General features: G+C 69.3%; 17 protein-coding genes. 9 read left to right on the top strand and 8 right to left on the bottom strand.

What is annotated here, in order from left to right; genetic code table 11:
* Positions 1-43 precede the first annotated feature (43 nt).
* The gene (locus tag OG866_RS11550) at positions 44-310 is read right to left on the bottom strand and encodes an antitoxin (protein WP_329333964.1); all 267 of its coding nucleotides are present in this window, start codon (positions 308-310) and stop codon (positions 44-46) included.
* A 25-nt stretch (positions 311-335) separates the two neighbouring features.
* Positions 336-662 (bottom strand): hypothetical protein, encoded by a 327-nt coding sequence (locus OG866_RS11545; protein ID WP_329333962.1) that lies wholly within the window; start codon positions 660-662, stop codon positions 336-338.
* Between the two features lie 182 nt (positions 663-844).
* Between OG866_RS11545 and miaA the strand changes: the two genes are divergently transcribed.
* From miaA to OG866_RS11525, 4 genes are all read left to right on the top strand, one after another.
* Complete coding sequence (miaA, locus tag OG866_RS11540) at positions 845-1783, top strand: tRNA (adenosine(37)-N6)-dimethylallyltransferase MiaA (RefSeq protein WP_329333960.1); 939 nt, start codon at positions 845-847, stop codon at positions 1781-1783.
* A 108-nt stretch (positions 1784-1891) separates the two neighbouring features.
* Positions 1892-2395: a hypothetical protein gene (locus OG866_RS11535; RefSeq protein ID WP_329344044.1), complete on the top strand. Its 504-nt coding sequence runs from the start codon at positions 1892-1894 to the stop codon at positions 2393-2395.
* 89 nt (positions 2396-2484) lie between these two features.
* Positions 2485-3354 carry a diaminopimelate epimerase gene (gene dapF, locus OG866_RS11530; protein WP_329333958.1) on the top strand — a complete coding sequence of 290 codons (870 nt, stop codon included), beginning with the start codon at positions 2485-2487 and terminating at the stop codon, positions 3352-3354.
* Positions 3355-3642: 288 nt separating this feature from the next.
* On the top strand, positions 3643-5769 hold the full coding sequence (locus OG866_RS11525) for a RelA/SpoT family protein (RefSeq protein WP_329333957.1): 2127 nt from the start codon (positions 3643-3645) through the stop codon (positions 5767-5769).
* A gap of 32 nt (positions 5770-5801) precedes the next feature.
* On the opposite strand, the gene OG866_RS11520 is transcribed toward OG866_RS11525, so the two are convergent.
* The gene (locus OG866_RS11520; RefSeq protein WP_329333955.1) at positions 5802-6299 is read right to left on the bottom strand and encodes a hypothetical protein; all 498 of its coding nucleotides are present in this window, start codon (positions 6297-6299) and stop codon (positions 5802-5804) included.
* Between the two features lie 88 nt (positions 6300-6387).
* On the opposite strand from OG866_RS11520, the gene OG866_RS11515 reads away from it, so the two are divergent.
* Entirely contained in the window at positions 6388-7857 is a 1470-nt protein-coding gene (locus tag OG866_RS11515) for a M1 family metallopeptidase (RefSeq protein WP_329333954.1), read from the top strand.
* 168 nt (positions 7858-8025) lie between these two features.
* Positions 8026-9519: a GTPase HflX gene (hflX, locus tag OG866_RS11510; protein WP_329333952.1), complete on the top strand. Its 1494-nt coding sequence runs from the start codon at positions 8026-8028 to the stop codon at positions 9517-9519.
* 81 nt (positions 9520-9600) lie between these two features.
* Here the strand turns inward: hflX and OG866_RS11505 are convergent, their stop codons facing one another.
* The 5 genes from OG866_RS11505 to OG866_RS11485 form a co-directional block, all read right to left on the bottom strand.
* The gene (locus OG866_RS11505) at positions 9601-10803 is read right to left on the bottom strand and encodes a trypsin-like serine peptidase (protein ID WP_329333950.1); all 1203 of its coding nucleotides are present in this window, start codon (positions 10801-10803) and stop codon (positions 9601-9603) included.
* Between the two features lie 179 nt (positions 10804-10982).
* Positions 10983-12206 carry a trypsin-like serine peptidase gene (locus OG866_RS11500; protein ID WP_329333949.1) on the bottom strand — a complete coding sequence of 408 codons (1224 nt, stop codon included), beginning with the start codon at positions 12204-12206 and terminating at the stop codon, positions 10983-10985.
* 1162 nt (positions 12207-13368) lie between these two features.
* Positions 13369-13929 carry a hypothetical protein gene (locus OG866_RS11495; protein WP_329333948.1) on the bottom strand — a complete coding sequence of 187 codons (561 nt, stop codon included), beginning with the start codon at positions 13927-13929 and terminating at the stop codon, positions 13369-13371.
* Between the two features lie 596 nt (positions 13930-14525).
* On the bottom strand, positions 14526-17237 hold the full coding sequence (locus OG866_RS11490) for a hypothetical protein (RefSeq protein ID WP_329333946.1): 2712 nt from the start codon (positions 17235-17237) through the stop codon (positions 14526-14528).
* Positions 17210-17614 (bottom strand): hypothetical protein, encoded by a 405-nt coding sequence (locus OG866_RS11485; RefSeq protein ID WP_329333944.1) that lies wholly within the window; start codon positions 17612-17614, stop codon positions 17210-17212. The genes OG866_RS11490 and OG866_RS11485 overlap by 28 nt, the downstream gene beginning before the upstream one ends.
* Positions 17615-18318: 704 nt before the next feature.
* On the opposite strand from OG866_RS11485, the gene OG866_RS11480 reads away from it, so the two are divergent.
* The 3 genes from OG866_RS11480 to OG866_RS11470 all read left to right on the top strand — a co-directional run bounded on the left by OG866_RS11480 (position 18319) and on the right by OG866_RS11470 (position 21263).
* On the top strand, positions 18319-19137 hold the full coding sequence (locus OG866_RS11480) for an oxidoreductase (RefSeq protein ID WP_329333942.1): 819 nt from the start codon (positions 18319-18321) through the stop codon (positions 19135-19137).
* A 34-nt stretch (positions 19138-19171) separates the two neighbouring features.
* A complete protein-coding gene (locus OG866_RS11475; RefSeq protein ID WP_329333940.1) occupies positions 19172-20023 on the top strand; it encodes an alpha/beta fold hydrolase in 852 nt (283 codons plus the stop codon).
* Positions 20024-20084: 61 nt separating this feature from the next.
* Positions 20085-21263, top strand: coding sequence for a low temperature requirement protein A (locus tag OG866_RS11470; protein ID WP_329333938.1), 1179 nt, complete (start codon positions 20085-20087; stop codon positions 21261-21263).
* Positions 21264-21522: the final 259 nt, after the last annotated feature.

Below are 21522 nucleotides of genomic sequence, written 5' to 3'. Positions count from 1 at the left end.
TGCCGTCGCGGCGATCGCCGGTCCAGCGGTGTGTGGCTGCCGTTCAGGAAGCGGGCGGCGGTGAGGACGGGGGCGTGGTCGTGCCGCCCGTGCCGCCGTCGTCCTTGTGCGCGAGTCGGTCCATGGCGTCCTTGGCCTTGCCCGTGCCCGTCTGGATCTTGTCGCTGTACTTGCCCTTGGTCTTCTCGTCGACGACCTTCGCGGCCTTGTCGAGACCGTGCTGGATCTTGTCGCCGTGCTGCTGTGCGAGACCGGAGACCTTGTCCTTGGCCGGGTTGAGCTTGGCCTTCAAATTGTCCAGGAGACCCATCGTTCACCTTCCCGCGCGGGGGCAGTTACGTGCGGGCGCTCTCGCCGGCCTCACTGTCGGCCGCCTCTTGTGCGGACTGCCGCTCGGCGGACTGCTGCTGGGGGATGTCGACACCCTCGACGCTCTCGGCGGCACCGGCCTCGCCGGGCTCCGTCGCCGTCTCCGTCGACGCGGCCGCTTCCTCGGTCCCGGCCCCGGCCTCGGTCTGCGCCTCGGCCGACTCCTTCGCCGCCGCCGTCTCGGCCGCCTCTTCCGTCTCGGGGTCGGCCGTCAGTGTGGCGGCCGCCGCCTCGACCGTTGACGTCTCCTCCGCAGCCTTCGACCTCCGGAGAAGTCGTGCGAAAACACCCATATACGCTCCATACGGTACTCGTGCGGGCGAAATCCCGCGTTGCCCGGTGCGCCCATTTGCGTCGGCCGGGGTGCCGCCTCCGCGAACCGGCGGCGAAAACCTCGCAACAGGCAACGACCCCCGGCCCGTGCCGTCACGTAACTCGTTCGAGGCCACGCCGCGACGTTTGCGAGACTGGGGCGGTGAGCAGCGCACCCCCCGCCCCCCGAGTCATCGCCGTCGTCGGACCGACCGCGGCCGGAAAGTCCGATCTGGGCGTCTTCCTGGCCCAGCGTCTCGGCGGCGAGGTCGTCAACGCCGACTCCATGCAGCTCTATCGAGGGATGGACATCGGCACCGCCAAACTGACGCCCGAGGAGCGCGGCGGCGTCCCGCACCACCTCCTCGACATCTGGGACGTGACCGTCACGGCGTCCGTCGCCGAGTACCAGCGCCTCGCCCGCGAGCGGATCGATGCCCTGCTCGCCGACGGACGCTGGCCGATCCTGGTCGGCGGCTCCGGCCTCTACGTCCGTGGCGCCGTCGACAACCTCGAGTTCCCCGGCACCGACCCCGAGGTCAGGGCCCGCCTGGAGGACGAGCTCACGCTCCGCGGCTCCGGCGCCCTGCACGCCCGTCTGGCCGCCGCCGACCCCGAGGCCGCGCAGGCGATCCTGCCCAGCAACGGCCGCCGTATCGTCCGCGCCCTGGAGGTCATCGAGATCACCGGCCGGCCCTTCACCGCCAACCTCCCCGGCCACGACTCGGTCTACGACACCGTCCAGATCGGCGTCGACGTGGCGCGCCCCGAGCTCGACGAACGCATCGCGCGCCGCGTCGACCGGATGTGGGACGCCGGACTGGTGGACGAGGTGGCAGTCCTGGAGGCGCAGGGGCTGCGCGAGGGGCGCACGGCGTCGCGCGCGCTCGGGTACCAGCAGGTGCTCGCGGCGCTCTCCGGGGAGTGCACGCAGGAGGAGGCGCGGGCCGAGACCGTACGTGCCACCAAGCGCTTCGCGCGCCGTCAGGATTCATGGTTCAGGCGCGACCCACGGGTGCACTGGCTCAGTGGGGCTGCGGCGGATCTCACAGAACTTCCGGAGCTCGCACTGGCGTTGGTCGAACGACCGGTCACAGCCTGATCACGTCCTGGCATCGGGACGCTCAGGCCGTCATCGGGCCCGTCGGCGCCGTGCCATCATCGAGCTTCGATCGACCAAGTGGAGTCCGAGTTGGGAGGGCGCGTGGCGATGGAGGCCGGCCCTCGCGACACCGCACGAAGCACCGAGCCCCGCACCGCAGACGACGGTGAACCGGAGCAGGACGGCGACAGTCTGAGCCCCGACGGGCCCGACGAGACACAGGGCGGTGTGATCGCCGACGGCCCCGAGCCCGAGGAGATGTTCGCCGACGGCCCCGAGGTCGAGGTCGAGCTGCGTCCCCAGCGCCGGATGCGCATCTGGCAGCTCGCCCCCATCGTCTCCCTGGCCGCGCTCGGCTCCCTGATGTTCGCCTTCCCGCTCGCCTTCGACTTCGGCGACAGCGGGGCCGTGATCGCCATGCTGGGGCTGCTGATCTGCTCGTGCGCGGCGGGCTGGGGCATGATGGCCGCCCGCCGGGTCGGTTACACCTGGCCGGGGCTGCCGCAGCGGGGTTCCGGTCGGCGGGCGGACTGGCGCGTGGTGCTGTTGTACGTCGTGCTCGTGGCCGCGGTGGTCGCACTGGCCGTGCTCCGCGTGGCGCGGCTGCGCTGACGAGGCTTTCGGGGCGCGGGCTGTTCCCCCGGGCGGCCCCGCCGCTCGGGCGCGACCGGCCCCCACCGGCCGGCACGTAGGATCGAACCATGAGCACGCGGATCGCCTTCCTCAAGGGCCACGGCACCGAGAACGACTTCGTGATCGTGCCGGACCCCGAGAACGCCATCGACCTGTCCCCGGCCACCGTCGCCGCCCTGTGCGACCGCCGGGCCGGCATCGGCGGTGACGGACTGCTCCATGTCGTGCGATCCGCCGCGCACCCCGAGGCCAAGGGCATGGCGGCCGAGGCGGAGTGGTTCATGGACTACCGCAACGGCGACGGCTCGATCGCCGAGATGTGCGGCAACGGCGTCCGCGTCTTCGCCCGCTACCTCCAGCATGCGGGGCATGTGACCGAGGGCGACCTGGCCGTGGCCACGCGCGGCGGCGTGAAGACCGTGCACCTCGCCAAGGACGGTGACGTCACCGTCGGCATGGGCAGCGCCCGTCTTCCCGAAGGGGACGTCCAGGTGAGCGTGGGCGAGCGCAGCTGGCCCGCGCGCAACGTGAACATGGGCAACCCGCACGCCGTGGCCTTCGTGGAGGACCTCGCCCACGCGGGCAACCTGTACGAAGCGCCGCCCTTCAGCCCCGCCTCCGCCTACCCGGACGGGGTCAACGTGGAGTTCGTCGTCGACCGCGGTCCGCGACACGTGGCCCTGCGTGTGCACGAGCGCGGCTCCGGCGAGACCCGCTCGTGCGGCACGGGCGCGTGCGCCGTCGCCGTGGCCACCGCCCGCCGGGACGGCGTCGACCCGGCCGTGACCGGAACCCCGGCGACGTACACCGTCGACGTGCCCGGCGGCACCCTCGTGATCACCGAGCGGCCCGACGGAGAGATCGAGATGACCGGCCCTGCCGTGATCGTCGCCGAGGGCGAGATCGACCGGGAATGGCTGGAAAGCGCGGCGCGTTGATCGAGTGAAACGCGGGTTCCGACGGCTTGGAACGCTGGGATCCGCGGCCCCACCCGGCCCCGGTGCTACAAAACGACGGAGAACCGCAGGTCGGGTGGCGCGAAACCGTAAACCTGAAAACCGTCGCTCGAATGGGTGATCCGTTTCACGCTCGACGAGAGGCGGTCAGCCGCGCGTGATGGGCTCGGTAGCATCAAGCACCGGCCCGGACGGGGGATTGATGCCATCCCCTGTGCCGTGTCCGCCCTGGGGCACCCCGTCCGCCGGTCAATGCAGCCGGAGGTGCCCATGAGTGCGGAGGCCACGAACCCCGCGACCCCAGGTCCGGTAACGGGGCCCGCGGCGCGCTGGCGGGCGCGGATCGACCTGCGCCGCCTGGGCCGCGCCGCCCTGCTCGGCCCGGCCGCCCGCGACCGGCTGCCCGACGCCATCGGCCATGTCGCCGAGGCCCACCGCGCCCACCACCCCGACGCCGACCTCGAACCTCTGCGCCGCGCCTGGGTGCTGGCCGAGTCCTCGCACCGCGGCCAGATGCGCAAGAGCGGCGAGCCGTACATCACGCACCCGCTCGCGGTCACCCTGATCCTCGCCGAACTCGGCGCCGAGACCACGACCTTGACCGCCTCGCTGCTCCACGACACCGTCGAGGACACCGACGTCACGCTCGATCAGGTCGGCGAGGAGTTCGGCGCCGAGGTGCGCTATCTCGTCGACGGCGTCACGAAGTTGGAGAAGGTCGACTACGGCGCCGCCGCCGAACCGGAGACCTTCCGCAAGATGCTGAAAGCCACCGGCAGCGACGTCCGCGTGATGTCGATCAAACTCGCCGACCGGCTGCACAACATGCGCACCCTCGGCGTCATGCGCCCGGAGAAGCAGGCACGCATCGCCAAGGTCACCCGCGACGTCCTCATCCCGCTCGCCGAACGGCTCGGTGTGCAGGCCCTCAAGACCGAACTGGAAGACCTGGTCTTCGCGATCCTGCACCCCGAGGAGTACGAGCACACGCGGGAGTTGATCGTCGACAACGCCTCCCGCGCGGACGACCCGCTCGCCGAGGTCGCCGACGAGGTACGCGCGGTGTTGCGCGACGCCGACATCCAGGCCGAAGTCGTCATCCGACCGCGGCACTTCGTCTCGGTGCACCGCGCCGCCCGCAAGCGCGGCCAGTTGCGCGGCGCCGACTTCGGCCGGCTGCTCGTACTCGTCAACGAGGACGCGGACTGTTACGGCGTACTCGGCGAACTGCACACCTGTCTGACGCCCGTCGTCTCGGAGTTCAAGGACTTCATCGCCGTACCGAAGTTCAACCTGTACCAGTCCCTGCACACCGCCGTCGCCCGCCCCGACGGGCAGGTGGCCGAAGTCCTCATCCGCACCCACCAGATGCACAAGGTCGCCGAGGCCGGCGTCATCGCGCTCGGCAATCCCTACGCTCCTCCTTCGGAGGAGCCCGTCGACGGCGAGCGCGAGGACCCGACCCGGCCCGGCTGGCTCTCCCGGCTCCTCGACTGGCAGGAGGCCGCGCCCGACCCCGACACGTTCTGGTCGACGCTGCGCGAGGACCTCGCCCAGGACCGCGAGATCACCGTCTTCCGCCCCGACGGCGGCACCCTGGGCCTGCCCGACGGCGCGACCTGCGTGGACGCCGCGTACGCGCAGTACGGCGAGGACGCGCACGCCTGCATCGGCGCCCGCGTCAACGGCCGGCTGGCGACCCTGAGCACCGTTCTGCGGGACGGCGACACCGTCCAGCTCCTCATGGGGCAGGACCCGGCCTCCGAGCCCTCCAGGGAGTGGCTGGAGCACGCGCACACACCGGCCGCGCGGATCGCCATCCAGCGGTGGATCGCGACGCATCCCTCGCACGAGCAGCCGCGGGAGGCCGACGAGACCGCGGAGCGTGAAGTCGCGCCGCGCGCGGCCGCCGAGGCCCAGGTCGCCGACGGTCCGGCCCTGCGCCCCGGTGGCGCCGAGGTCCTGGTCGACCAGCCGGGCGCGACCGCCCGGCTGGCCGGCTGCTGCACACCCGTACCGCCCGACGACATCACCGGCTTCGCCGTGCGCGGGGGAGTGGTCACCGTGCACCGGGTCGAGTGTGCGGCGGTGGCGCGCATGACGCAGGCGGGGCGCACGGAGGTCGGAGTGCGCTGGGGCGAGACCGCCGGGTGCCGGGTCACGCTGTTCGCTGAATCGTTCGGCCGCCCCCATCTGCTCGCCGACCTCACCGAGGCCATGGCCCTCGAAGGCGCCGAGATCGTCTCGGCGACCGTCGAACCCCCCAGCCAGCAGCGGGTCCGCCACAGCTACACGGTCGAGCTGCCGGACGCGGCCCTGCTGCCCGCGCTCATGCGGGCCATGCGCAACGTTCCCGGGGTGTACGACGTGGGCAGGGCGCAGACGACGAGCGCCTGAGGCCCCGCGGATGCGCCGGTGGGCCCGGTAGGTCACATGAAGGGCATCTCCGCGAAGGAGGCGCCACCGCGTTCGGCGTACCCCAGGACCCGACGGCGCCCGAGCCGAGGCGGCTGCCGGATGAACTGGCGGAAGCCGGTGGCGCGGAACCTGAGGTCGAACGCGTGGCCCTCGATGTGCCAGAGCGGCACCTCGCTCCCCACGGGCCTGTCGTCCTTCGGCGGCAGCCGGTGCAAGGCGTCGATCTCCATGTCCAGGGACTGGCCCGAGAAGTCGAGATCCCCTTCGAGGTCCCAGACGTCTTCGAAGACGAGCGTCGCGGGAGCCACCCAGAAGCTGAAATACGTCTCCGGCGGGGTGGGATGGACCCAGCGGACGACATAGTCCAGGTCGAACAGCAGGCGGGGCAGCACCGCGTCCGTCCGCTCCACGGAGAGCGCGTGGATCGTGACGTCGTGCCACCCCATCCGCTCGAAGTCCGCGTCACTCCAGACGCCCTTCTCCAGCCCCGACTCCGCATGCGCGTCCATGTCCGCATCCAACCAGGCCGTTACTCGTTCGGGTGGGCCGGACGCGAGTCGTCGCCACACGGCACGCGCGCGCTGGTAGCGGTGGTGCATGCTGCTCACCCCCCACGCCAGGACGCCCCGCCGGCTGAAGGCGGCCGCCCTGCTCGCCTCCGCGGTCTCCGTCTGCCTTGTCGCCGCGAGCGCCCCCGCCGCCCCGCTGGGGGTCGGCGACCGCCTCTTCCCGCACCTCGGCAACCCCGGATACGACGTGGCGTCGTACGACCTCTCCTTCACCTATCCCGGCTCCAACACTGAGCCGCTCCAGGCCGTCACGACCATCGACGCCTGGACGACCACCTCCCTCGACCGCGTCAACCTCGACTTCGCGCACGGCAAGGTCGAGTCGGTGGAGGTCGACGGGAAGCCCGCCACGTTCGCCGGTGCCGACGAGGACCTGGTGGTCACGCCCGAGGAAGAGCTGCCCAGCGGCAGCTGGATGCGGATCACCGTGAAGCACACCAGCGATCCCGTGTCCTCCGACGACCGCGACGGCGGCTGGGTGCGGACCAAGGACGGGCTTGCCATGGCCAACCAGGCCGACGCCGCCCACCTGGTCTTCCCCTGCAACGACCACCCCTCCGACAAGGCGATGTTCACCATCCGGATCACCGCGCCCGACGGCTACACCGCCGTCGCCAACGGCCTGCCGACCGGCGTGGACCGGGCCGCCGGGGCGACCACCTGGACGTACCGCACGCAGCACCCCATGGCCACCGAACTCGCCCAGGTCTCCATCGGGCGCTCCACGGTGCTGCACCGCACCGGCCCGCACGGGCTGCCGCTGCGTGACGTCGTGCCCACCAAGCACCGCGAGGCGCTCGAGCCCTGGCTGGAGAAGACCCCGGACCAGATCTCCTGGATGGAGAGCAAGGTTGGCCGCTACCCCTTCGAGACGTACGGCCTGCTCATGGCCGACGCCGACACCGGCTTCGAACTCGAGACGCAGACGCTCTCTCTCTTCGAGAGAGAGCTCTTCACCGAGCCCGCGTACCCCAAGTGGTACGTCGAGTCGATCATGGTGCATGAGCTGGCCCACCAGTGGTTCGGCGACAGCGTCGCCCCGGCCGCCTGGTCCGACCTGTGGCTCAATGAGGGGCACGCCACCTGGTACGAGGCCCTGTACGCCGAGGAGAAGGCCGGCAAGTCCATGGAAGCCCGGATGAAGGCGGCGTACGGCGCCTCCGACCGCTGGCGCGCGGCCGGCGGCCCGCCCGCCGCACCCAAGGCCCCCGACCCCGGCCAGAAGATCAGCATCTTCCGGCCCAACGTCTACGACGGCGCCGCGCTCGCCCTCTACGCGCTGCGCCAGGAGATCGGCCGCGAGACCTTCGAGCGTCTGGAACGGGTCTGGGTGAGCCGGCACGCCGACGGCACGGCGACGACGGACGATTTCGTGCGCCTGGCCTCGGGACTGTCCGGACGCGATCTCGGCGGCTTCTTCCAGGAGTGGCTGTACGGCGAGAAGACCCCGCCGATGCCGGGGCACCCCGAGTGGAAGTCCGTCGCACCGGGCAAGTAATCGATGTCGCACCGGTCGAATAAGGCAATGACGAGACGCCTCGTCCCGTGCGACCATCTTCCGGTCGGCGCGGCACGGGACACGGGAATCTCCCGGGGTACTCGTGCGTTGTGACGGATGACGCAGTCACCACCGCCGAATCGGCATCCCCAACGACGTAAGGACCCAATGACCTCCTCTTCATCCCCTTCCCAGGACACGCAGCGCTTCGCGCACACATACCCCGACGGTCTTCGGGCCGATGCCCTGATGGAAGAGGACGTCGCCTGGAGCCACGAGATCGACGGAGATCGGGACGGCGACCAGTTCGACCGCTCCGAGCGCGCGGCTCTGCGCCGCGTGGCGGGCCTCTCCACCGAGCTCGAGGACGTCACCGAGGTCGAGTACCGACAGCTCCGCCTGGAGCGGGTCGTGCTCGTCGGCGTCTGGACCACGGGGACCGCGCAGGACGCGGACAACTCCCTCGCGGAGCTCGCCGCCCTCGCGGAGACCGCGGGCGCACTGGTGCTCGACGGCGTCATCCAGCGCCGCGACAAGCCCGACGCGGCCACCTACATCGGCTCCGGCAAGGCCACCGAGCTGCGGGACATCGTCCTCGAGACAGGCGCGGACACCGTCATCTGCGACGGTGAGCTCAGCCCCGGCCAGCTCATCCATCTCGAAGACGTCGTCAAGGTCAAGGTCATCGACCGTACGGCCCTGATCCTCGACATCTTCGCCCAGCACGCCAAGTCCCGAGAGGGCAAGGCGCAGGTCGCGCTCGCGCAGATGCAGTACATGCTGCCGAGGCTCCGCGGCTGGGGTCAGTCGCTGTCCCGTCAGATGGGCGGCGGCAAGGGCGGCGGCCTCGCCACCCGTGGTCCCGGTGAGACCAAGATCGAGACGGACCGGCGCCGGATCCGCGAGAAGATGGCGAAGATGCGCCGGGAGATCGCGGAGATGAAGACCGGCCGCGAGATCAAGCGCCAGGAGCGCAAGCGCAACAAGGTGCCGTCCGTCGCCATCGCGGGCTACACCAACGCCGGAAAGTCCTCGCTGCTCAACCGTCTGACCGGTGCCGGTGTCCTGGTCGAGAACGCCCTGTTCGCGACCCTGGACCCGACCGTCCGGCGGGCCGAGACGCCCAGCGGACGCCTGTACACGCTGGCGGACACCGTCGGCTTCGTACGGCATCTGCCGCACCACCTGGTCGAGGCGTTCCGCTCCACCATGGAGGAGGTCGGCGAGTCCGACCTGATCCTTCACGTGGTGGACGGCTCGCACCCGAACCCGGAGGAGCAGCTGGCCGCCGTACGCGAGGTGATCACGGACGTGGGCGCCACGCGCGTGCCCGAGATCGTGGTGATCAACAAGGCCGACGCGGCGGACCCGCTGACGCTTCAGCGGCTGATGCGGATCGAGAAGCGTTCCATCGCGGTCTCGGCCCGCACCGGCCAGGGCATCAAGGAACTGCTCGCCCTCATCGACAACGAGCTGCCGCGGCCCTCGGTCGAGGTCGAGGCACTGGTGCCGTACACACTCGGCAAGCTCGTCGCCCGCGCCCACGACGAGGGCGAGGTGATCTCCGAGGAGCACACCCCGGAGGGCACCCTGCTCAAGGTGCGGGTGCACGAGGAACTGGCGGCGGATCTCGCGCCGTACGTTCCGGCACCGGCGGCATAACAGCCCCTACGGGAAGGCCCGCCCCTCGATGCGAGGGGCGGGCCTTCCCGCGCGTACCGGCGTCACTGACCGCCGTACGTCCTACTTACCGCCGTAGGTCTTGCTCATGTTCTGGTAGATCGCCTCGGCGGTCCTGCCCAGCTGCGGGCCCGCCAGCCAGGTGTTGTCGGCCGGGCCGATCGACGTGTTCGAGACCAGCTTGGTCTCACCGTCCACCACCCGGAACCAGCCGCCGCCGGACGAACCGCCGGTCATGGAGCAGCCGATGCGGTACATCGTCGGCAGCGTCGTGCTGAGCGAGAGGCGGCCCGGCTGGTCGATGCACTTGAACATCTTCAGTCCGTTGTAGGGCGCCGCCTGCGGGTAGCCCCAGGCGCCCATCTTGGCGACCTCGGTCGCGGACGGGGCGGAGAAGTCGATGTCCAGCGCGGCGCCGACCGTCTCCTCAAGGGACTTGGCGCCGGACTCCGGCTTCACATGCAGCACCGAGTAGTCGTACGCCGCCCCGTCGCCGCCGGTCTCCGAGCCGCCCGCGATCCACTCGTTCGACGTGGAGGCCCAGTCGGCCCACCACTGGCCGTACGGGGCGATCTCCACGGGGTTGGAGTTGGTCAGCTGTGCCTCGGACTTGCCGTAGTCGTTGTAGGCCGGGACGAACATGATGTTGCGGTACCAGCCGCCGCCGTTGCCCGCGTGCACGCAGTGGCCCGCCGTCCACACGAGGTTGGACTTGCCCGGGTGGTTCACGTCCTTGACGACCGTGCCCGAACAGACGGCATGGCCCTCGGGGGTGTCGAAGAAGATCTTGCCGACCGGGGCCGCGTTCTCGTGGTACGGCGTCTTCTCCGCGGACGCCTCGACGGGCAGCGGGTCCGGGTCGGTGACGCCCGTGTCGGCCGCCGCGTCCTTCGTCGAGTACGTCTTGTTGGCCTCCTTGGCGGACTTCATCCGCTCCGGCTTCCACAGACCGTCGATGACCGGGTTGACGAAGTCCTTGGCCTCACTGAGCCACTTGTCCTTGTCCCAGTTCTTCCAGCCGCCGTCCTTCCAGTCATCGACGTCGATGCCGTGCTTCTTGAGCTTGTCGGCGATGTCGGCCGGGATCTGGATCTTGTCGTTGCCGCTGTCGGCCGCCTGGGAGGTGGTGGCCCCGGGCTTGTCGCTGGCCTCGTCCGAGCCGTTGCAGGCAGTTGCGGTCAGCGCCAGGGCGGCGACCAGACCGGTGGCGGCGAGCATGGTGCGGTGCCGCCTGGAAGACGTACGGGACGTACGTGTGGAACGCATGGTGCGTTGACCCCCGTGGAAACTGTTGTAGTGCTGCTATGTCATGCGCGCGTCATGGTGAGGAGTGGCTGCCGGGACAGACGTCCTCGGGCGCGACACCCCACTATGCCCGTGCAGTTGAGGGCGAACGGCGGCGGGGCGGTGAAGATTTCTTGGGCCCGCCCCGACCGCCGATCGCCTCACTGGCCGGCGAACTTCTCGCTGACCGAGTCGTACACACCCTTGGCCACGTCACCGAGTCGCGGTCCGGCCAGCCAGCCCGCCGTCACCGGGCCGATGGAGGTGTTGGACACCAGCGCCGGCTTGCCGTCGGAACCGGTCGCGACCCAGCCGCCACCCGACGAACCGCCCGTCATGGTGCAGCCGACGCGGTACATCGTCGGGTCCGAAGCGTTGAGCGACAGCCGTCCCGGCTTGTCCTGGCACTGGTACATCGTCTCGCCGTCGAACGGCGCCGCCGCCGGATACCCCGTCGCCGTCATGCTCTGGATCTTCGCAGCCGCCGGGGCCTTGAAGTCCACCGGCAGCGCCGAACCGACGATCTCCTCCAGGGACTTGCCCGAGCCACCCTTCTCCGGCGTCACATGGATGACCGCGAAGTCGTACGAGGCACCGTCGCCGCCCGTCGCACCGCCCTGCTCGATCCACTGGTCCGAGGTCTGCGCCCAGTCACCCCACCAGACACCGTACGGAGCGACCTCCTCGCGGGATGCCTTCTCCAACTCCGCTGTCGACAGGGCGTCGTTGTTGTACGACGGCACGAACGCGATGTTGCGGTACCAGCCGCCCTTCTTGCCGGCGTGCACACAATGGCCCGCCGTCCACACCATGTTGGACTTGCCGGGGTGGGCCGGGTCCTGCACGACCGTCGCCGAGCAGACCATCGTGCCTTCGGGGGAGTCGAAGAACACCTTGCCCGCTTCGGGAACGCTGTCGTGGTACGTAGCCGGCACGGCCTTCGCGTCCACCGGCGCCGGTTCCGGGTCGGTCACGCCCTGGTCCCCGGAGATGTCGCTGTCGTCGACACCCTTGCCCTGCTCGGGGTCCTCGGCGCCCCGCATCCGGTCCGGGTCCCACAGACCCTCGATGATCGGGTTGACGAAGTCCTGGGCCTCGCGGAGCCAGTCGTCCTTGCTCCAGTCCTTCCAGGCGCCGTCCTTCCACTTGTCGACATCGATCCCGTGCTCCTTGAGCCGGTCCTTGATGTCGTCCGGGATCGTGATCTTCCCGTCCGAGGAAGCCGAGGCCGAGGCGCCGCCACCGGCCTGGTCGTCGCCCGACTCGCACGCGGTGGCGGTGAGCGCGAGCGCCGACGCCAGGGCCACGGCGGCCAGCACGGGGGAGGTTCTGCGGCGCGCGCCCCTTTCCCTGCGGACGGTGAACGACGGCCTTGTGGATCGCATGATCTGACTCCCCCTGAGGTGAACGAACTAGGTGCGGCGGCCATGAGCCCACGTCGAACGCGGCGTGATCGCACGCCGGTTGCGTCTGATCCGGCGTCTGATCCCGCGTTTGTCCCGCGCTGATCCCGCGTTGCTCTCGGGTGTTCCCACGGCCTGTTGGAACGGCATCACACACTATGCGCTCGCTGTGGGGGACTTCCCACGGAACGGCAACGGTTTCGCTACGGGCTTGCTGGCCTGGTCATTCGTCCAGAGAGCTGGTGATTTGACGTCCTGCTGTGTCCGGTCCCGTCGGGGGGTGTCAGCCCCCGTTGCTGTCAACGACTGATGTCAGCTCCTGCGTTGACATCAGCCTCTGAGTCCCTGACTGTTCGGGGGCGTTCGAGTGATCGGGGATGGTGGCGGGTAGTCGACTAGCGGGGGCATGGCTTGGGCGGAAGAAGGACCGTCGGTGCGGCCTGGTGTGCAAGCTCGGTAGCCGCGCGAGCCTTCGGGAACTGCGACCTGTGCGACGGGGCGGCTCCTCCGCTCATTGCGGTGGGCCGTCCTGGGGGCGTACGTGTGGCAGCACGCTGGTGGCACCGCGGTCCAGCACGGTGCGGTGGAGGGCAAGAAGGCCAAGCCGCGTGGGGTGGTCGCGGGCGCCGGGGGCTGAAGTTCTGGTTCGGGGCTTGGGGATGTCCTTTCTGTGGGGCGGTCAGGGAGTGGCGGTGGATTTCCAATGGTGCGTGGCTTCCCCGGTTTCGGTAATCGGGGAAGCCGTGGTAAACGGGCTTGTCCTGGCGGTAGAGGGTGAGTCTTGAACCTGCACCCTGCACAACGACAGGCCACAGGATGACCGTGCTGAAGACGTCGTATCCCTCCGAACCACCGCCGCGTCGGAAGGGGTCATGCGGCCGGTCCAGTTTCGGTCTGTTAAAGGCTGACTCCTGCCCGTGTCCGCGGAGGTGCCCCGAACCCTCGCTACATCGCAGACGCCATCGTGTGGTTGGCTCCACATCGGCGGAGATACCCCGGCGGCTATGTAGAGGCTGGCCGCAGCATGAGACGGGGCCTGGGGCGCCGAGCTGCTTTGACCACGCTTTCCTGGCTTCGCTCAGCTACACCGGGAACAGGCCGATGATCGCAGCAATGCCCTTCGGCTGTAGCGAAGTTTGGCAGCTCACCTGTATGCGCAGTCGCCGTCGAGGGCTGTCACCTTGAACTTCGGGAGCACCTTGTCGACAGTCCTTCCGAGACCTCCCGCAGAGACCGTCACCGCCGGCGTCATCTTTTCAAGCTGATCGCGTGTTCGCCTCCACTGCTGGCCAGAGGCGTCAGTGAACAGCAGGGAGTCCACGAACATCCCTTCGTCAGCAAGGGAGTACTGGTGTCCTTCCCTTTGGGTGGTCTTGATGTCCGTTGCCTTCAGGGCAAGTTCGGAGCACGGCGGGAGCGTCAGGCCCTCAATGACGTAAACCGCAACTTCATGCGATGGCGGCTTCGGCGGGCGCTTACCCGCGACGACAACACTTGCGCCTGTAGCGGCGTCAGGTGACCGGTTTGCGATGTGCAGTCCTCCGCCTTCCTTGCCGTAAGGGTCTGCCCACAGGGTGATGCGGGACGCCTGCTCGCGGCTTTCCTGCTCTCGGTCCTCCTTGACCTGGTCCAGCTGCTGCCTGGAGACGACGGCTGCGTAGTAGGTAGCCACGCCGGTGAAGATGAGGCCGCCGATCGCGGCCACTGCCCCAATGCCCGTCCCGATCGTGGTCCACGGCAACCGCCGTAAGCGTCGCAGTCCACCCCGAACGGATCCCCTTCGTGGGCGGACGCGGTGAGGCGACGGCCTGCGCTGCGCCAGGCGCACTCGCCCCCGGCGTTGCGGATCGTTCGTCATCGGCCTCCTCATCGCTGACCGTAAGAGAGACGCCGCTGAGCTTCGTCCGGTCTCCGGTGATCTCGCGCAAGGGCTCCCCGACCATCAAGTGTCTGGGCAAGCTCCGCTATGTAGCGGAGCAGACCTTCGACCTGTTCCACCAGTTCAAGCACCATACTGTCCGCTGGGAGCAACGGCTCAACTCCACCACCTCTGTCGCTCGTTGGCCTGCCGCCTCATCTGCTGGAGGCGGCTGCTGAAGGCGCCCTCATGATCTTGTCACGAGCTCTTAACGGCTGGCCCAGGGGCATGCGACCGAGCGTCCGAAGGGAACGGCCTCCGAACCCTGTCGATGACGTGCGGTATCGCCTCATGAAGCACCGTTCGAGGCTTCCTGCCCCTAGGCTTTGGAGAACAACAGCACCAGCGTCTCAAGGTGATCCCTGCGCCCACGCACTGGCCGGTCAGATCGTGTCGTCCTGCGCGATCGACCAGCCGAACGGGTCCGTGTGCTCGATGTCGTCCGTCCAGTAGCCGTACCGCTCACCAAGCACCGACAGCAGTGCCTGAGAGTCGAGCGGACCGGGGCGGATGGAGAGGCCGAAGCCGTGCGCGGTGCTCACCGCAGCCACGGAGAGGTGCGAGCGCAGGGCATGTTCGGTGAATGCCTCTGCGGGAACAGGTGGGTCGTCGGGCCGCTCGGGGGCCTGCATGGCGGCGAGGATGCGAGCCAGGTGTTCTGGGGAATCGCCCGGGGAGGGGCGCAGGCCCTGCTCGTGGGCGCGATGGTTTCCGATCGCGTTGGCGATGGCGGTCAGCAGGTGCCAGTCGCGCCACCCTTCGCGCCTCAACCGCATGGCCATACATCGGAAGCCAGGGTCTGCGGCCAGGCGGGGAAGGGTGTAGCGGACGATGGGGAGCAGGTTTGCATAGCGGTTGCGGACGGTGTTGAGGGCTGTCTCGTGCTCGTAGCCGGGTCCGGGCCCGGTCCGGGCCGGCAGAGCAGCCGATTTCGCCGGGCTGCGCGGCGTACTTGCTCCGACGGCTGGGTCGGCGAGCACGGCCATCGTCTTGTAGTCGTCGGCTCTCAGGAAGTCGGCCAGTTCGTCGTAGGGGCGGCCGACGAAGAGCTTGTGCCAGAGGCCGTCGGCGAGCGCCTGCTCGACGAGGTTCATGAATGCCTCGTCGGAGAGAAGCGACTGCGAGAGCACCACCTTGACCAGGGCAGTGAGCAGGCGGGACGGTTCTGTTTCCAGGTCTGCGGGGGCGGTTGTGGGCAGGCGCAGCCTCCATCGGTTGGTGTCACGGTCGGTGCTCTGGTCGCAGACAGCGGGTAGGTCGTGGGGCAGGGTGGCGTCTGCGCGAATCTCGACGCTCAGGCGTCCGGGCAGGAACAGCGGGTCTGCTACGGCGAGTTCACCGAGGAACACCTGAAGTGCTGCCGTGTAGCGTTCCGCGGCCAGCACCGAGAGCCGGTCGTTCGGGCAGGTGATCTCCCAGTCGACGCCGAGCGCGTTCCAGGCGTAGCAGCGTGTGGGACCGGCGTCACTGAAGGGCCGTCCCACACCGTGTGCATCGGCCTCCTCGGCGTACGCCTCTCCGGATGCCGTGGGGACGTCGGCGGTCGTGGCGAGCATCTCGTCGATGATGGTGTCGATGCCCGCCGGGGCGGTGATCGTGCGGAGCAGGGGGACGACGCCGGGTCTCACCGCGTCGGCTACGCGCAGGGTGAGCGCCTGATTGCCCATCATGTCCCAGACATAGGGATAGCGTTCGTTGTGGTACGGCTCGTCGCAGTAGGCGTTCTGCGCCATGAGGCCGATGCAGAACAGGCGGGTGGCGGTGATCCAGTTTCCGGCTTGGCGGTCGTACTGGGCGGCGAGGATGATCCCGCGGGGGACGAAGCGGTTGAGCTCCAGGGCGAGTGAGGACTTCGCGGCGGTGGCTGCTGCGAGCGCGTACTGCTTGGCAGCGATGGGCAGGCCGAGTTCGCTGTAGAGGCGCGCGCACAGCAGCAGCATGATCAGGCCGCCCTCGAGGGTGTCGCCCCGCAGCCAGTTGGCCTTGGCTTCGTGGATCTCCTGGAGCGCTTGCGGGATGCGGCCGCTCTTGATCAAAGCGTGGCCCCGTGACTGTGCGCGTTCGCCGCGTGCACTCTGGCCAGTTACCCGGTCGGTGGCCTGATCGAGTAGGTCACGGACCTCCCGGTACAGGGGGTGGCCCACCAGTAGAGGGGTGAGGTAGTCGAAGAGGTCGGCAGTGTGCTCGATGGGGAACAGCGGCGCGTTGTCCAGGTGGTGGCCCAGCCGGAGAAGGATACGCATGCCGGTGTCGAGGTCCGTGAGCGGCGGCTCCGAGTGCAAGGCAGGGATTGGCTCGCCGGCTTCTACCGCTTCGCGGACCGATGCGGTGACCTCTGCGACGGTCGGCAGGTCCTCGGGCACGGATTCGAGGTCAGCGGTCGTCATGTCGGCATGCAGGGCCAGGCGAGCCCGCATGGCCAGGAGATGGGCCATGGCGTTGGGGGGCGGCTCTGCAGCCAGCAGGCGGTCGATCTTGTCTGCCAGCAGGTGCTGCCAGCTGCACAGGTCCTCTACGGTCAGCGCGGTGAGGCGGCGCACCAACGCCCCGAATCCGTATCCGAGGAGCACAACGGCGTCCTCGAGAATTCCGGGGTCGGTGAGGGTGTCGTTGACGGTGACCGTGTCGAAGAAGTCGCGGGCCAATTGGTCCGTGGGGCGCATGTCGCCAAGACCGCGCAGGGTGGCCACGACAATCTCGTAGCGGGCCCGCAGGGCGGTGTGCTCTCCCGCTGCGGCGGTCAGCAGGGCACGTGTGTGGCCGATCCATTCCGGCAGATCGGCCCGGGCCTCCTCGTGGAAGGTGGCGTGGCGCAGCGGGCCCCGCAGGTCCACGAGGTCGCCCAGGGTGCGGGCTGGCTCGTCGTTGGCCTGCCATCGCCGGCGGGCTTCGACATACCAGTCGGGAAGTTCACCGGCTCCGTCCGGGCGCGGTGGTGTGAGGTCGGAGGGCAGGTGGAGGTACTGGACGGCGAGGTAGAACAGGTCGTAGTCGGCGAGGTGGAGGGCGAGGGCGGCCGCGTCCCAGATCTCCAGTTCGACCTGGTGCGCCCGGGTGGCTTCGTCGATCAGGTCGTGCCGCTTCCTGGTGGGCACGCAGTCACCGTGAAGTAGATGACGCGGTCAACGGGGGTGCCCTGCCCGCAGATCGATGCCAGGTCTCTTCGGATCTTGCCGGGGATGTCGGCGGCCTGGATGGTGCAGGCCATCACCACCCGCTGGGTGGAGGCCAGCGACGCGAACAGGGACGTGCCGGGCAGCTCCCGGGGAATGTTGCTCCAGTGGCTTTCGGCGTCCCGGCCCTGGTCCCCGCCACTGCTGACGGGGCCGGTCGCGGGCAGCAGATTGCTGGCGATCCGACGGCGGGCCAGGCCCAGGCACAGGGCCTCGAACTCGTGGTGGCTGTTGCTCTCGCCGAGGGTGCTCAAAGCGAAGCGGATACGCTTCTCGAGCTGGACGGCATCGTTACTCACGTCGTTCCCCCTGGGTCTCACAGCCGCACGCACAACCAGTGTCCAGTACCCCACTGACATGAGGCAGTTGCAGACCACGTCTGTGAGTACTGCGGCGCACCCTGCCGCATGCGCACCCGCGATGCCCGAACAGAAGGATGACGCAAGGTCGTCTGCGACACCTGCCGCAGTCGCTTTTGTATCGCCGCTCCTGGAGCCGGCTTCGCCGGCCTCGAGCGGCCGTTCACCCGCGTGTGCGCCGCCGCGAGTGTGGCAGTGCCCGGTACGCCGGCCGAAATGCTGCTCCCACCTCCACTGGACGCCGACCGCGATCGAACACTGCTACGGACGCTCGCGGTCTCCTGGATGTCGACACGGCGTCCGCTGCCACTCGGCGTGCACCGCAACACCGACACAGCCCGCCTGGACCGTCCTCGTGCTCTTGGTGTGGCCCGGACGACCCTGATCGGCTGCTCGCACGGCCGTTAGCCTGCCGCGTCCTGCTCGACGCTGCGGATGTTCACCGCCGGTGTACGGCTGCAGGGCAGCCCCGTCGACCCGGCGAGGACCCACTTGGACGCCTCCCGCCTCGCTCTCCGTAAAGGATGCATGGGCGCTACGGATTCATCATTAATTGATGCTCTTGTGTTGCTCTTTACTTTAAAGCTGATACATTGATGAAACCGATCGGGGAGTCGTCCCGATGCTCGAATCAGGAGTCCAAGATGGCGACAACACAGCCGGTAGCCCTCGTGACGGGTGCGTCCTCCGGTATCGGAAAAGCGGCCGCCCTCGCGCTGGTGGCGGCGGGCTACGAGGTGGTCGGCACCAGCCGCGACACCGTGCACGTCACCCCGCTCACGGGCGTGACCTTCCTCGACCTCGACGTCACAAGCGACGCCTCGGTGACCGCGGCGGTCGGTGAGGTGATCGAGAAGTTCGGGCGTATCGACGTCCTGGTCAACAACGCCGGCATCGGCTCGGCGGGCGCCGCCGAGGAGAGCTCCGCCGCGCAGGCGCAGGGTCTGTTCGACATCAACGTCTTCGGCGTCATCCGCATGACGAACGCCGTCCTGCCCCACATGCGCGCGGCGCGCAGCGGACGCGTCATCAACATCTCGTCCATCGTCGGCTTCATGCCGCAGCCCTACATGGCCGTCTACGCCGCTTCCAAGCACGCCGTCGAGGGCTACTCCGAGTCCGTCGACCACGAGGTCCGCGAGTACGGGGTGCGGGTCCTGCTCGTCGAACCGGCCTGGACCAACACCGCCTTCGACGCGGCCAGCGTCCGCCCCGACCAGCCCCTGGACGTCTACGCACCCCAGCGGCACGTCTTCGAGGAGTACATGGCCCAGGCGGTCAAGGACGGCGACGACCCCTCCGTCGTCGCCAAGGAGATCGTCGCGGCGGCCACCGATGCCAAGCCCAAGCTGCGCTACACCGCTGGCGCCCTCACCGGCCGCGTTCGCACGATGCGCCGTATGGTCCCGTCCCGCGTGTTCGACCAGCAGCTGCGCAAGCTCAATCGTCTGCCCGCCGCCTGACGCCCAATCCCCGCAACGGAAAGCGAAGTTCGTCATGAGCGACTACCTGGCAGACGCGGCCGAGAACCGCACCGTCGAGGGCCCCTCCGCGACTTTCACCTACCGGCGCCTCGGCCCGCGCGGCGGCACCCCGCTGGTCCTGCTGAACCGGGTCCGGGGCACCCTCGACTGGTGGGACCCGGAGCTGCTCGACCACCTGGCCGCTGACCACGACGTGATCGTGTTCGACTACCTCGGCACCGGCTACACCACCGGTACCCCGGCCGACTCCGTCGAGGGACTCGCCGACGGCGCCGTCGAGTTCATCGAAGCCCTCGGCCTGACGCAGGTCGACCTGCTCGGCTGGACGCTGGGCGGCACCGTCGCCCAGCACATCGCCCGCACCCGGCCCGGCCTGGTCCGCAAGCTGGTCGTCGCGGCCGCCAACCCCGGCGGAACAGTGCCCGGCGCACCCGACCCGAACCCCAAGATACGGGCCACCATGACCAAGCCCGAGCTCACCGGGGACGACTGGGTCTACCTGTTCTTCCCCGAGACGGACACCGGGCGCGCCGCCGGGCACGCGCACCTCGCCAGGGTGGCCACCCGGCTGGCCACGGGGCTTCCCGACGTATCCGAGGTGGCGGCCATGGGCCAGATCACCGCGATCGCGAAGGATGCGGCGATCCCCTTCGAGCAGGTGCGGGCGGACCTGGCGAGCATCGACCAGCCCGTTCTCTACGCCACCGGCATGCAGGACGCGATGATCACCCCCCTGGCCTCCTACACCGCCGTCCAGCACCTCACCGACGCCACCCTCGTCGCCTACAGCGACGCCGGCCACGCCTTCCTCTTCCAGCACGCGAAGGACTTCGCCGCCCAGGTGACGGCCTTCCTCGCCGACTGACCACTCAACGAAGCCCGACAACACGGGAGTCGGAACGCCTCCCCGAACGAGGAGACCCATCGTGGAGTCGACCAGCGATCCGGCGCGCCGGGAGGTCACGCCGCTGGAACTGTTCTTCGACCTGGTCTACGTCTTCGCGATCGGCCAGTTGTCGCATCAGCTGCTGGCCCACCCGACGTGGACCGGCGCCGCCCAGACCCTCGTGCTCTACCTCGCCGTCTACGCGGCGTGGGCGTACACCACCTGGGCGGTCACCCTCGTCCCGGCCGAGGACCCGCGGACCCGCCGGATGCTGCTGGCGGTCATGCTCGCCGGGCTGTTCATGAACGCCGCGATCCCGCGAGCCTTCAGCGACGCCGGGTGGCTCTTCGCCGCCACCTTCCTGCTGATCCACATCGGCCGGACGGTATGGCTGCTGACCGTCGGCCTCGATGCGGTCAACCAGGAGCACTTCCGCCGTGTTCTGGTCTGGTTCGTGGCGGCCGCACCCCTGTGGCTGACCGGCGCGGCGGTCACCGGCGGCGCGCGGCTGGCGTGGTGGGCCGCGGCGCTGCTGATCGAGTTGGCGGGCACGTGGACGGCGCACCCGCTGCCCGGCCGCAGGCTGGAGTCCCGGCAGGTCACCTTCGCCGGCGGGCACCTGCTGGAACGCGGCCGCCTGTTCGTGATCATCGCGTTGGGTGAGACGGTCATGACCACCGGCACGGCGCTCACGGCGGCACCGTACGAGCCGATGACCCTGCTCACCGGCAGTGTCGCGCTCACCGGCACGGTCGCGCTGTTCTGGCTGTACTTCAGCCGTTCCGAGCGCGTCGTGCGCCATTTCCAGCGGACCGAGGACCCCATGCGCGCCGGGCGCACCGGCGTCATCAGCCTCATGGCCACGGTCGCCGGGTTGATCGCCGCCGCCGTGGCCGACGAACGTGTCATCGTCCACCCCGTCGACCACGCAGGCATCGTCACCAACCTGCTGCTCTTCGGCGGGCCGGCCCTCTACCTCGTCCCACAGGTGTGGCACGGGGCAACCCTGTTCGACGACCTGCTCTCGTCACGGCTGCTCGCGCTGTTCGCTCTGATCGTCGCAGGCACGGTCACGCCCATGGCCCCGGCGTACCTGGCGGCGGTCGTCGCCGCCGCGATCGTCGTCGCACTGGCCGTGTTCGAAGCACGCCGTCCGGCCGGTGACGCGCGTGCGAGGCCGATCCCATCAGGCCCCCAGGTCGCTGACAGGAACATCTGACCTACCGCGCCTGTGGCCGGCCCACCCGTGGGCACAGAGCATCGACAAGCCTTTCGGTGAGATCAGCGTGCGACTTCTCATTCACCCGGACCCCGTTGACCGCGTTACCCCGTTCGCCAGGAGGATTTCATGGGCATGTCCGCCAGTACCGTCCTCGTCAGCGGAACAGACCGGGACCTTGGCTGGGCACTCGCTGTTGAGCCGTTCAGCCGTGGCGCCGCCGTCCACACCGGTGCACGCAACGCCGACCAGACGCCGT

Source organism: Streptomyces sp. NBC_00663 (assembly GCF_036226885.1).
Classification (GTDB): Bacteria; Actinomycetota; Actinomycetes; order Streptomycetales; family Streptomycetaceae; genus Streptomyces.
Note: the sequence above shows the minus strand (reverse complement) of the source record. Positions and strands in the feature narration are given on the sequence as shown.